A 12,399-nucleotide genomic window follows, 5' to 3' on the forward strand; every position below is an offset into this window, starting at 1 on the left:
AAATCAAAAAGGATGAAGTTGCTGTTTCAGAAAATACTGCCTTTATTTTTATTGTTGGCACTGTCATGGTCGGTCTCTGCCCAAGAAACAGAAGAGAAAACCTCCGTGGAGCTTTCCCAGCAAGTGATCAACCCGACCACGCTGGCTTGGCAGCTACAGTTGGAGGAATTTGGGATTTTCAAGACCCATGGCGCAGATGGTTTTGCCCAGAATTTCCGGTTGAGAGGGATCATTCCACTGGAAAAAGGAAAGCTTCTTCCTTTTCCTCAGCTGATTAGGGTGATTGCCTTTTTGAATACCGCACCAGGAGGGCCGACAGGCTTGGGGGATATCACGATCAACCAGTTTTTTATCTTGTCCAAAATGGATTGGGGGCAGTTCGGGGCTGGGTGGAACTTGCAGATCCCCACGGCCACTTCGCCGGAACTGGGTTCTCCCCAGTGGCAATTGGGGCCGGCTTTTACGGTGACTTTTACCAATCTGGGCAATTGGCAGATGTACTGGATCTGGCAAAACTTCTTTTCAATCAGCAAAAACAATGAATACGGAAACCGGAATGTGACGGCACTTCAGCCCAATATCTTTTACACTTGGAACAACGGCCTCTATGCAGGAATGGAGCCTCTGTGGCAGATGGATTATGAAACGGGAAAAATAGCCATTCCGCTGAATTTACGGCTTGGTTATGTATGGTCAGGCAAGCTGAAGTACAATGCCTATATCGAGCCGGAGTTTATGGCTTACCGTTCAGAGGGATTTCCCTATAATCTAAACGATTTTGGAATCAGACTGGGGTTCAGGTGGTACCTGCCGGTAAAGTCAAAATGAATAGTAGGGGCAGGCTTGTACCATCTTAAAGCTTAATGTTTTGCTCAATTTTAACCAACTATTATGATGAAACCATTAATCCAAACCAATGTGGGCAAACACCGGGGAAGGTTGCCGCCATTTTTACGATTTCAGCCTTTAGCCATGAGCAGAAAGGTTGCGTATGCCGAATATAGGTAGGCATCAGGCTTGACTTGAACAACAAAATATCTCTCATTAAAATTAATACAACGATGAAGCTATCAACTATTTTATCCTTTTTGGCCCTCGGCGTGGTCGGCGGACTTTTCTGGAGTTGTCTTCCTTCAGGTCCAGACTATGTAGAGGATATGGACATCGTCTACACTACGTATCAAGAAGACTATGATTTTCGGTCCAACAGCACTTATGCCATGCCCGAAGAAATCGTGACAAATGTAAAGGTGGACGATGGCGATACTACTTATGTTTATTTGGACGACAAGTTTGCTACGCCCATTCTTTCGGAAATTGCGCAGAATATGGAAAGTTATGGTTGGACTAGGGTGGATGTAGAAGATTCCCCGGATATGCTGATGATGCCAGCAGCTACGTCCACCACCAATTATTACTATGATTGGTGGTATGACTGGTGGTGGGGCTGGTATTATCCCGGTTGGTGGGGCTGGTACTATCCCTCTTATTACCCTGTGAGCAGTTATTCTACCGGATCCCTGATCTTAGTCCTTACCGATCCAAGTGCTGCTGAGAATAACCCTATCAATAAGTCCAATGCGGCCTGGTTGTCAGTAAGCAACGGGATCCTTACGTATTACAATGACATTGACAGGGTAACTGACGCTATTGATCAGGCTTTTGACCAATCTCCTTATCTGCAAACTCAATAATGATTAGCAAAATGAAAAGACTATTGATAATGCTTGTTTTAGGGATATTTGTGTCCCTGCAAGCTTCCGCACAAGACAACAAAGTGACTTTGTCCTATCCTGTTGGTTTTGCCATTGGTGAGCTGAGCGATTATGTCAAACCTAGCAGTTTTAGGGGAATAGCGATTGATTACCGGAAAATGGTGAATGATAATATAGGAGTTGGGATATCGTCCGGCTGGAATGTCTTTTACGAAGAATTGGCCTATGACACCTATGCGTTCGAAAACCAGGCCATTTCCGGTAAACAATATCGGTACAGTAACCATATGCCTATCTTGTTTAATAGTGCTTATTATTTCAAGCCCAGGTCTGCTGTCAATCCCTTTGCCAGTTTGGGCATAGGTACCATCTATACTCGGAGAAATACCGATATGGGGCAGTTTACGCTAGAGGAGGAAGCTTGGAATTTTGCGTTGGCACCTGAAGTGGGCATGCTGATAGAGTTTGCCAATGAATTTTCCACTTCTGTATCAATTCAGTATTACAACGGGTTTCAAGCAGGAAATGAGCTGGATGAGCCTCAGTCCTATTTTGCGTTAAAGCTGGGTTTTGAGCTTTGATGTACCCGCCTGAAATCCAAGATTACACAAAGGATTACAGTAGGAGATATCCTATGGATACTTCCCGCTGTGACCTGTTTGTTATGTTAACTGTGCTAATGGGCTAACAGCGTTTAAACCACCTTTTAACCTGAGTTTCTATAAAATTAGCGTTAAACCGTCATTGTGAGGAAGTATAGCCTGTCTATATAGTTATCGGGAATGAAACAATCTCGTTTTCAAAGGAAAGATTGCTTCACTCTGCTATCGCTACGTTCGTATGACGGTATTTTAAATCGAGTTCAGGTTTGTGGAATGAATGAAAACAATTAAAAGAACCATACCCATGAAAAAGTACTTGTTCATTTTATCAATGGCGACAGTGATGCTGTCTTCCCGGTTGTTTGCCCAAGACGGTAAGGAGGCGTCAAGTTCCACTCAGGCCAATAACCCATTGGCTAATATGACTGCCCTTAATTTTCATAATTATTATATCCCTCGATTGACGGACGCGCCTAAGGAGGCCTATTTGAACAATTCCTGGGTACGGTTTGCCAAGCCCATTTCCGAGGGGAAATGGCTGCTCAGGGTATCAGCTCCTCTCAATACGACCGGGATTCCAAATTCTGCCGATGGAACCGTGAATTCTATTAATGGATTGGGGGATGTCAATGCATTTATGTCCTATAACTTTATATCAAAGTCCACTGCTACAGTCGGGATAGGGCCTAACCTCACAGCCCCAACAGCTACTGAAACTGCCTTGGGGACGGGCAAGTGGCAAGGTGGTTTTGCGATGGTGGCGTTTATCGCTAAGTCAGCCATCTTCCAATTTGGTGGGCTCGTAACGTGGCAGGCCTCTTTTGCCGGTGATAGTGACCGTCCCGGAACCAATGTGGCAGCCATTCAGCCGTTTTATTTCTGGCAATTGGGCAAAGGAACATATCTTCGAGGATCTCCCATTTGGGCTTTTGATTTTAAGAATGATGCCTTCTCAGTGCCCTTGGGACTTGGTATCGGGAAAGTCGTTAAGGTGGAAAACACGATGTTCAATCTATTTATTGAGCCGCAATACTCTATGCTGCATGCCGGAACCCAACCACAATTTCAGTTATTTACAGGGATCAATTTACAGTTTATGGGGAAATAGAAGGAGGTTTGAGGTTAGAAACATGGACTTTTGGGACTAAATTATGGAAAGGGAAGACGTTAAGCCCAATTATTGACAATTAAGCTTCATGCTTTGTCTTTTATCCAAAAGTATTTGGTGAAGCGTTATACGATAGATTTATCATCGTGAGTTCAGCTTCCAGACGATCCAGGTTTTCTTCATTTTTTCCTGGTACAATTCCCCGGAGCTTTTTACATTCTTCTATAGTATGAAATTTCATTTTGTAAGTTACTTTCGTCTGGGATGGTGAAATTTCTTCAAAAATAACCTCTCCTTGGAATACAGGCGGTGACTCATGGTTCCAGACTACCAACTCGCGGGGCTTGATCCTAACAAAAACACATTCATTGTTGTAATTTCCTTGCGTAGGGCCATGCATGACAAAACTCCATTTTCCACCTTCCACAAAATCGTATCGGTTAAATGTATTTGAAAAGCCCTTTGGTCCCCACCATTTTTTTAGATGTTTTGGATCAGTCCAAACTGTATAGACGGCTTCTCGTGTAAAATTTAACAGCCGCTTAGTGACGATTTCACATTCGGGTTTAGCCTCCAAAATTATTAAAGTGCTCATAAGCGTTGGATTTATAGCTTGAAGGTATGACCCGAACCCAGCAGATCAAAGTAAGCAGTCCGATTTTTCAGGATAAACTTTTACTTTAAGGGATTAAGGTGTAGCGGTATGCTTTAGAAATCATAGTGAAATATTTTTATATATTTAAAAAAGTGTTTTATATACTTAAAAATGTATTATATATAAAAATATATTTTAACACTTGACCTTTTAATAAAATGAAACTACTCAAATTTACTGTAATTGTTTGTGTGATGATTTTCACCTTTTCATGTACAGAAGATGAATTGCCCATCGTACAGAGCGATGTAACCGGGCAGTGGAGACTGACTGATTTGGACTATTCCGGCATCACAGTTGTCGACTGGGACGGAGAAACTTTCGAATCCAATTTTGCTGGTAAGGGAGAAGATTTGGATTGCCTTTTGAAGATCAATGAATCGCCAAAAACCTTTGTAGCAGAAGGAGATTATGTCGTGGTGCTTACCTATGACTTCTTTGGCATTGAGCAAGAGATGCCGGTTCCTATGGAGGGATTTATGTCAAATGGTAATTGGTCTAGAAATGGCGATCAGCTTACTGTGGAAACGGAAGGGCAAGATCCCGCTACCTGTACGATTCTGGAATTGACCGGCGAAAAGATGGTTTTGGCCTACGCCGCTACAATTTCCCAATCCATGGATGGGGTGACCAATACTTCCACATTGGATGGAACCTATACCTTTGTGCGTGAGTAACTGACACTTTATACCTGCCAAGGAGCATGCAAAACCCTTGGCAGGTTTGCTGTATCAGCTAGTAGTTGTAAATTTGGGATAGATCAAATTTACAACCATGCATAATCACGTAAAAATCACCTATTGCACCCAATGCCGCTGGATGCTCAGGGCTGCGTGGATGGGGCAGGAGCTGCTGACCACTTTTGAAGAGGAATTGGAAGAGCTCAGCCTCTGTCCTGGTACGGGCGGGATCTTTGAAGTAGAGGCCAATGGTCAATTGATCTGGTCACGCAAAGAGAAAGGCAGGTTCCCAGAGATCACCGAACTGAAGCAATTGGTCAGAGATGTGATCGCCCCGGAGAAGCCCTTGGGACATGCGGATAGGAAAATACATGGTCAATAGGAAATTAGCACTATAAATAAGGAATTAGTTATGCTCTCTCGCTATTTCATAACGATTTGTTAAAATTAATTATTCAGATACTTTCTTAGGTCGCTTTATCTTTATGGTGAATAGAAAATATCCATGATAGCATGTCACCCCGATATTGAATTGCTGGAAAGTATTCGCAACGATGATCTACGTGCGTTTGATCAGTTGTATCATCAGTATTGGGAGACCATGTACCTAGCGGCTGTGGGGCGGCTCAAGTCCCAAGATCTAGCACAGGATGTGGTGCAGGATATTTTTATTGATTTTTGGAATCGTCGCAAGACCCTTGACATCAGTGTCAGCATGAAGGCTTATTTGCTGACGGCCGTTAAGTACAAAGTATTTAGGTGGGTGGACCATTTGCATCGATACGAGCAGCTCAGTGATGCTCATTTGGAAGGTTTAAGTACGGAAGGGGTCACTTTAGAGTTTGAGGAAGTTTTTAGTTTGATAGAAGTGAAGCTGGAAAAGCTAATACCCATCCACAGTAAGATTTTCAAGATGAATAAATTTGAGGGGCTTACTGTCCGTGAGATTAGTGACCAAGTGAATATGGCTCCCCAATCCGTTCACAATGTGCTCTCCAAAACCACCAAGTATCTTAAGAAAGAGCTAAAAGGCTATTATTTTTTATAGCTTATTGAATTTGCCTTGTAAATGTTATGTTAATATGATCAAGAAAATGCAAGGTTAATTTTTTCATAATCAAATTGGCAAGTAGGGAAGGGGAAGTAGTGATACTTACCTTTGATGGAACACAACAATGCCAATATTCCCGAAGAGATAAGTTCACTGCTAAGAAAGCTGCTAAGTGGTATTCCGCTTCACGAAGAGGAGCTTGCCAAGCTCAATCATTGGTACGACGAATTTTACGATGAGAAATGGGAAACAGTGGAGGACAATTTGGGTCCAGGGATGCTTGACCGAATCCATGATAAAATTGGAAAATTTAACACCAAACTGAAAAAAAATAATCACTCCTCCAGCCTATCTGAGCAAAAAGCCACCAAATGGGATACTCCCAATTGGGTAAGGGCGGCCATGGTGACTTTTTTACTGGCAGCTACGACACTGGCCGTATATTTCAGCGAGTATGGGGCTCAGGAAGACCTACAAAAAGCAGAGGAATGGATCACCTATTGTAATCCTGCTGGACAAAAATCCAAAGTACAGCTCCCTGATGGTAGCGTCATCTATATTAATGCCGCTACTGAAGTAAAATACCAGGAAGGCTTTGGCCAGATCCATCGCGAAGTATTTGTGGAAGGGGAATCCTTCTTTGAAGTGGCCAAGGACAGCATCCCTTTTCGGGTACACAGTGCCGGGCTGGTGACAGAGGCACTGGGCACCTCCTTCAATATCAGTACTTTTGATGCCTCGTCCATCCGGGTACAGCTTGTTACGGGGATTGTAAAAGTCTATCATGCCTTTGAGGTTAAACCATCGGCTCAGCTATCTCCGGGAGAGGAAGTGAGGCTTAAGAAAGGACAATTGTCTCCTGTGTTTTCTTTTGATATACATCAGGCTATTGCCTGGAAAGAAGGTACGATATGGCTAGATAGGACGCCCCTGACAGAAGCCATTTCAATGTTGGAACGCTGGTATGATGTCAATATCATTGTCACTAATCCGCCAAAAAATGATGTTTATTTTACTGGGGAATTCAAAAATGCCATGCTTACACACTTGTTGGAAAGTTTAGCCTATTCCTACCGGTTTGAATACAAGATCGACAAGAAAAATATTACCATAACCTTTAACTACTGATTGCCTATGAAAAAAGAAAGCCAGTTCACAAAAACTGGCCTCCCAGGTAACAATAGAAGAGTTTCTCAGGCCATTCTATTGACCTTGATTTCAATGATCTTACAATTCATCAAAACATGACAAATCTATGAAAAAAATATTACATGCTATCCGTATGATCAGCAAATACACCCTTATTGGTTTTGTTTTCCAGTTAGCATTCCTCAATTTTCTTTATGCAGGTCCCAGCAAGGCGCAGGAAAATCTGGATATGGAAAAGGTTACCGTGAATGTCAAGGCGAAGGAGGATCCCTTACCTACTGTCCTGGAGGACATCAAATCACAGACGGATTTTACCTTTATCTATGATGATAAGATCATCCCGTCCAATACGAAAATATCCATAGAAGCCCGAAATGAATCTTTGGAAAATGTACTGATCGAGCTCTCCAAGGAACATCGCTGGGCCTTTAAGCAGGTCAATGATCGGATCAGCATTAAGCCGATCAAGGGACTGCACTTTGGCAAATCCGTCACCAGGGAAGTAACGGTGAGCGGAACGGTCTTGGATGCCAATAACCTGCCTATTCCGGGGGTGACCGTTTTGGTAAAAGGCACTACCAATGGTACCACAACGGACCTGGATGGCCATTACCGCTTGAATGTTCCCGAAAACAGTGTCTTAGTATTTTCTTTTGTTGGCTTTATCACCCAGGAAGCGGCTGTCGGCAATAAGGATGTGATCGATATCCAGTTGAAAGAGAAAATATCAGCACTCAATGAAGTAGTAGTCGTGGGCTATGGTGAGCAAAAGAAAATCAACCTTACCGGTGCTGTGAACCAGGTGGGCAGCGAAGTAACCGAAAACCGACCGGCACCTAACCTTACCAGAATGCTCCAGGGAACCATGCCAAACCTAAACATCAAAATGGTGGATGGCAGTCCGACACGGTCTGCAGCATTTAATATCCGCGGGATGACTTCTATTGGTGCTGGTGGAGACGCCCTTGTCCTTATTGATGGAGTGGAAGGGGATCCTAACTTGGTTAACCCCAATGACGTGGAGAGCGTGACCATCCTCAAGGATGCTTCTTCTGCAGCAGTATATGGTTCCAGAGCGGCATTTGGCGTGGTACTGATTACCACCAAGTCAGCCAAAGCTGGCAAAAGCCAGCTCAATGTAAACCTCAACCATTCTGTTAACAAACGCACTGTTGTACCGGACTTGGTGACCAATGGCTACCAATGGGCAAAGAATTTTGATGAGGCATTTTATGGGTGGTATGACTATAAAACCCATCCCATATCAGTAAACAGTACCTTTCCTTTTTCCTTGGAGTACTTAGAAAGGCTTCGTCAGCATGATGAGGATCCCAGTTTGCCCAAGGTAGAGTATGTCGAGGAAGTAGGACGGTACGAATATTATGGAAATACCGACTGGTTTAAATACCACCATAAAGATAATATGCCCGCCACCGAGGCGTCTATTAGTGCTTCCGGTGGTAATGAAAATGCCCGATATTTTGTTTCTGGGATGTATTATCACCAAGATGGAATATTTAACTATTCTTCTGATAAGTTTGACAAATATAATTTACGGGCCAAGGGAGAAGTAAACTTGAACGATTGGCTGATCCTGGAAAACAACTTCGATCTCAGTACCTATACTTATGGCTATCCGCTGCTGGCGAATGGGGATATCAACATATGGAGATATTTGGCTGTGCAGAGTTACCCAATGTTGCTTATGAACAACCCTGACGACACCTATTCACAAAACGGTGTTTACGTAGGCGCTTCATTCTTGGAAGGCAACAGTCGCTCCGACCAAAGTAATTTTTTTGTAAGAAATACTCCAACGCTTACCGCTACTCCTTTCGGGGATCTCTTGACGCTGAAAGCCAACTTTACTTTCTCCAAGAAATTTATAAAGGACAAAAGGGTCAATAACTACGTTAACTACAGTAATGCCCCTGGAGATCTTAATCGTTTTGGGAACAGCTTGCTGCGACAGTATGAAAATGAAACCACCTACTGGGGATCCAATATTACGGGCCAATTTAACAAGACCCTGAATGAAGGACATGATCTGGGCCTACTCTTGGGGTATAATATCGAAAGTTCTCTTACCAAAAACTGGAATACCAGCCGTGACGGGTTATTGGTGCCCGAAAAGCCAGACTATAACTTGCTTGATGGACTGAACTACACCATCAGTGGAGGAGGTAGTGAATGGAAGTATTTGGGCGCTTTTTACCGGTTAAACTACAGCTATAAAGACAAATACCTGTTGGAATTCAATGGCCGTTATGACGGGTCTTCTAAGTTTCCGTCTGATGAGCGGTATGGTTTCTTCCCTTCCGTATCTGCCGGTTGGAATGTGTCCGAGGAGGGCTTTATGCAAAATACCCGAAATTGGTTGGATAATTTGAAAATCAGGACTTCCTATGGTTCGCTTGGCAATGGTAACGTGGCTCCTTACCGTTATTTGGAAACCATGTCTGTCAATAAGTCAACCGTGATCCTAGAAGGTATTCAGAAAGGCTATACCTATATGCCCGGTGTGATCCCCAATAGCTTGACTTGGGAGCGTGCCACTACTTTTAACATTGGGGTGGATGCTTCCTTCTTGGATGGTCGATTGGGTGTGAATTACGATTGGTATAATAGGATGACCACGGACATGTTTACCTTTGGCCAGCCACTTCCCAATGTGTTTGGCGCTACGGAACCATATGGCAACTATGCAGATCTTTCCACCAAAGGCTGGGAGTTTACCATTACTTGGAAAGATCAGGCAATTGTGGGCGGTAAGCCACTTGAATACGGTTTTAATGGATCCGTTTGGGACAATAGGTCCACCATCACGAAGTTTAACAACCCTGAAAAAGTATTGGGTTCTGGCTATTATGTAGGACAAGATGTGGGTGAAATTTGGGGCTATGTGACCGAAGGCTTATTTGCATCTGAAGAAGATGTCCTTAACCATGCCGATCAAGATTTCCTGCGCAATTCCAATGGAAACATCTGGCTTCCTGGTGACCTCAAATTCACGGATCTCAATGATGATGGTGTCATTAACCAAGGGGACAACACGGTGAACAATCCCGGTGACCGTAAGATTATCGGAAACAATGCCCCTCGTTATCAATTTGGGTTTACCCTTAATGCTAATTGGAATAATTTTGGGATATCGGCTTTCTTCCAAGGTATAGCCAAAAGAGACTGGTACTTTGCCCCGGAGGCGGATCTTTTCTGGGGTATCTACAACAGGCCATACAGTTTCCAACCTACCAAGATGATGAGCGATTATTGGACAGAGGAAAATCCTGACGCCTATTTCCCAAGGCTCAGGGGTTATACGGCTTTGGGAACCGGAAGATCATTGGGGGCAGCACAGACCCGGTACTTGCAGGATGCCAGCTATATCCGATTGAAAAACATTACCGTGGACTATTCCCTTCCTACACAATGGGTGAGTAAAATCGGCATGCAGCGGGCTAAGATTTTCTTTACCGGGCAAAATATTTGGACCCGTACCGGCTTGAGTAAGCATACGGATAATTTTGATCCAGAGATTATCGAGAACCCACTTGGGGATATGACCAATGGTTATGGCCAAGGGGATGCCTATCCAATGCTCAAGTCCTACACACTTGGCGTAAACCTTTCCTTCTAACCACCAAACTGGACAATGATCATGAAAAAGATATTTCATTTAATAATAGCATTAATCGGCTTGGTACCTGTTTTGATATCCTGTGAAGATTTCCTTGAATCCGAACCTGTAGACAAGCTGGTACCCAATTCCTTTTTCCAGTCAGAAAAGGATCTGGAGCTATATTCCAATTCCTTTTACCAGCGGCAGGTTCCAGGTGGACTGTCTGTGGTACAAAGCGATGAAATGGGAGAGTTTACCTCTAAAAACCAATCCAATAACTTCATAGCCGGAGCGTACTCTTCAGTAGATGAAGGGGCTTGGAACTGGTCTGATCTGAGGAACATCAATTACTTTCTGGAAAACTTCAACAACGAAGCTATACCACAAGAGGCAAGGGACCATTACGAGGGAATTGCCAGGTTTTTCAGGGCTTATTTTTACTTTGATATGGTGAAACGCTACGGAAATGTTCCGTGGTATTCCAAGACGTTGGCTACTGATGATCCCGATCTTTACAAGCCGAGGGATTCACGAGAGGCAGTTATCGACTCGATGTTGGTGGATCTGGATTTTGCGACATCCCATATTAGAGACACTAAAGACAATGCTTCTTCTATGGTTACCAGACAGGTGGCATATGCCTTTATGTCCAGGGTTTGCCTGTTTGAGGGAACTTACCGAAAGTACCATGATGAGCTGGGACTGCAAGGTACGGCTGAAGAGTTGCTTCGAAAGGCCGCTGATGCTGCAAAAACAGTCATGGATGCCAAGCAATTCCAAATTTACAACACGGGAAGCCCAGCGACGGATTACCGAGATATATTTACCAGCGAAAATCCCGTTTCTGAGGAAGTAATGTGGGCGGTGGTATACAATAATGCCTTGAAAAGATGGCACAATATCACCTGGAAGTTTAACAGTGCCACATATGGTAACCGATGGGGGCTGAACAAGCAGTTCGTCAATACCTACCTGATGACCGATGGCAGCAGGTTTACAGAACGCCAGGGCTATGACACGATTCAATTCGTGCGTGAGATGGAAAATCGGGACTTCCGTTTGGCGCAGACTGTGCGTTCGTTGGGTTACACCAGGCTGGACGGTACGCCTGCTCCACCAAATTTTGGCTACACTTATACAGGTTATCATATCTTGAAATTCAGCTTGGATGACAGTAGATTGGATGGGATTTCTGAATCTTATAATTCTATTCCTTTGATCCGTTATGCAGAGGTGTTGCTCAATTATGCTGAAGCTAAAGCGGAATTAGGTGAATTTGACAGGGGAATTTGGGAGCAAACCATTGCACCCCTTCGTGGACGCGCCGGGGTGGATCCAACGATCCCTGCTGCGACAGACAGTTACCTTCAATCTGTGTATTTCCCGAATATTGGCGATAAATTCCTTTTGGAAATCCGACGGGAAAGAGGTGTTGAGCTTTGCTACGAAGGCTTCCGATACGATGACCTGTTGCGATGGAAAAAAGGTGATTTGGTAGAAATGCCCTGGGAGGGGATCTATGTACCTGGGCTAAACCAACCGATGGATTTGGATGGAAATGGAAAGCCTGATGTAGCCTTTGTTGAATCGGTTCCGGACGAAAAGATTTCTGGTGTGATCTACTTTGTCGTTGATGGTTCAAACTCCATTTTGACAGAAGGTGACAAGGGACATATCGTCTGGAGGGCTAATGAGGAACGTCAATTCCCTGATAAGAAATACCTGCATCCGATTTCCAACAGCGACTTGGTACTCAATCCAGACCTAGGGCAAAATCCAGGCTGGGAATAAAGGCTTTTGTTGCAGGCCAATCCCTGATG

The 12,399-nt window shown here is 43.9% G+C and carries 11 protein-coding genes; 10 read left to right on the forward strand and 1 reads right to left on the reverse strand.

The window, feature by feature from the left end:
- Positions 1-12 precede the first annotated feature (12 nt).
- From FKX85_RS12370 to FKX85_RS12385, 4 genes are all read left to right on the forward strand, one after another.
- A complete protein-coding gene (locus FKX85_RS12370) occupies positions 13-828 on the forward strand; it encodes a hypothetical protein (protein WP_141615022.1) in 816 nt (271 codons plus the stop codon).
- A gap of 233 nt (positions 829-1,061) precedes the next feature.
- A complete protein-coding gene (locus tag FKX85_RS12375; RefSeq protein WP_141615023.1) occupies positions 1,062-1,694 on the forward strand; it encodes a DUF4136 domain-containing protein in 633 nt (210 codons plus the stop codon).
- A gap of 11 nt (positions 1,695-1,705) precedes the next feature.
- On the forward strand, positions 1,706-2,296 hold the full coding sequence (locus tag FKX85_RS12380; RefSeq protein ID WP_141615024.1) for an outer membrane beta-barrel protein: 591 nt from the start codon (positions 1,706-1,708) through the stop codon (positions 2,294-2,296).
- A gap of 325 nt (positions 2,297-2,621) precedes the next feature.
- Entirely contained in the window at positions 2,622-3,425 is an 804-nt protein-coding gene (locus FKX85_RS12385; RefSeq protein WP_141615025.1) for a hypothetical protein, read from the forward strand.
- Positions 3,426-3,525: 100 nt separating this feature from the next.
- On the opposite strand, the gene FKX85_RS12390 is transcribed toward FKX85_RS12385, so the two are convergent.
- Positions 3,526-4,020 carry an SRPBCC domain-containing protein gene (locus FKX85_RS12390; protein ID WP_141615026.1) on the reverse strand — a complete coding sequence of 165 codons (495 nt, stop codon included), beginning with the start codon at positions 4,018-4,020 and terminating at the stop codon, positions 3,526-3,528.
- Positions 4,021-4,238: 218 nt separating this feature from the next.
- Here FKX85_RS12390 and FKX85_RS12395 point away from each other — a divergent pair, with 218 nt between their 5' ends.
- The 6 genes from FKX85_RS12395 (at position 4,239) to FKX85_RS12420 (ending at position 12,370) form a co-directional block, all read left to right on the forward strand.
- Positions 4,239-4,757 (forward strand): lipocalin family protein, encoded by a 519-nt coding sequence (locus FKX85_RS12395; protein WP_141615027.1) that lies wholly within the window; start codon positions 4,239-4,241, stop codon positions 4,755-4,757.
- Between the two features lie 97 nt (positions 4,758-4,854).
- The gene (locus tag FKX85_RS12400) at positions 4,855-5,142 is read left to right on the forward strand and encodes a SelT/SelW/SelH family protein (RefSeq protein WP_141615028.1); all 288 of its coding nucleotides are present in this window, start codon (positions 4,855-4,857) and stop codon (positions 5,140-5,142) included.
- 123 nt (positions 5,143-5,265) lie between these two features.
- A complete protein-coding gene (locus tag FKX85_RS12405) occupies positions 5,266-5,808 on the forward strand; it encodes a sigma-70 family RNA polymerase sigma factor (RefSeq protein ID WP_141615029.1) in 543 nt (180 codons plus the stop codon).
- A gap of 114 nt (positions 5,809-5,922) precedes the next feature.
- Positions 5,923-6,939: a FecR family protein gene (locus FKX85_RS12410; RefSeq protein WP_141615030.1), complete on the forward strand. Its 1,017-nt coding sequence runs from the start codon at positions 5,923-5,925 to the stop codon at positions 6,937-6,939.
- Between the two features lie 127 nt (positions 6,940-7,066).
- Positions 7,067-10,597 carry a SusC/RagA family TonB-linked outer membrane protein gene (locus tag FKX85_RS12415; protein WP_141615031.1) on the forward strand — a complete coding sequence of 1,177 codons (3,531 nt, stop codon included), beginning with the start codon at positions 7,067-7,069 and terminating at the stop codon, positions 10,595-10,597.
- Positions 10,598-10,618: 21 nt separating this feature from the next.
- The gene (locus FKX85_RS12420) at positions 10,619-12,370 is read left to right on the forward strand and encodes a RagB/SusD family nutrient uptake outer membrane protein (RefSeq protein ID WP_141615032.1); all 1,752 of its coding nucleotides are present in this window, start codon (positions 10,619-10,621) and stop codon (positions 12,368-12,370) included.
- The last annotated feature ends 29 nt before the right edge of the window (positions 12,371-12,399 follow it).

Origin of the sequence: Echinicola soli, assembly GCF_006575665.1 — a bacterium.
Lineage (GTDB): Bacteria > Bacteroidota > Bacteroidia > Cytophagales > Cyclobacteriaceae > Echinicola > Echinicola soli.

Bases quoted from the DNA above. Each gene is read 5' to 3' on its own strand.
- FKX85_RS12385 (WP_141615025.1), top strand. From the start codon at position 2,622: ATGAAAAAGTACTTGTTCATTTTATCAATGGCGACAGTGATGCTGTCT.
- FKX85_RS12415 (WP_141615031.1), top strand. From the start codon at position 7,067: ATGAAAAAAATATTACATGCTATCCGTATGATCAGCAAATACACCCTT.
- FKX85_RS12410 (WP_141615030.1), top strand. From the start codon at position 5,923: ATGGAACACAACAATGCCAATATTCCCGAAGAGATAAGTTCACTGCTA.
- FKX85_RS12390 (WP_141615026.1), bottom strand. From the start codon at position 4,020: ATGAGCACTTTAATAATTTTGGAGGCTAAACCCGAATGTGAAATCGTC.
- FKX85_RS12400 (WP_141615028.1), top strand. From the start codon at position 4,855: ATGCATAATCACGTAAAAATCACCTATTGCACCCAATGCCGCTGGATG.
- FKX85_RS12420 (WP_141615032.1), top strand. From the start codon at position 10,619: ATGAAAAAGATATTTCATTTAATAATAGCATTAATCGGCTTGGTACCT.
- FKX85_RS12380 (WP_141615024.1), top strand. From the start codon at position 1,706: ATGAAAAGACTATTGATAATGCTTGTTTTAGGGATATTTGTGTCCCTG.
- FKX85_RS12370 (WP_141615022.1), top strand. From the start codon at position 13: ATGAAGTTGCTGTTTCAGAAAATACTGCCTTTATTTTTATTGTTGGCA.
- FKX85_RS12375 (WP_141615023.1), top strand. From the start codon at position 1,062: ATGAAGCTATCAACTATTTTATCCTTTTTGGCCCTCGGCGTGGTCGGC.
- FKX85_RS12405 (WP_141615029.1), top strand. From the start codon at position 5,266: ATGATAGCATGTCACCCCGATATTGAATTGCTGGAAAGTATTCGCAAC.
- FKX85_RS12395 (WP_141615027.1), top strand. From the start codon at position 4,239: ATGAAACTACTCAAATTTACTGTAATTGTTTGTGTGATGATTTTCACC.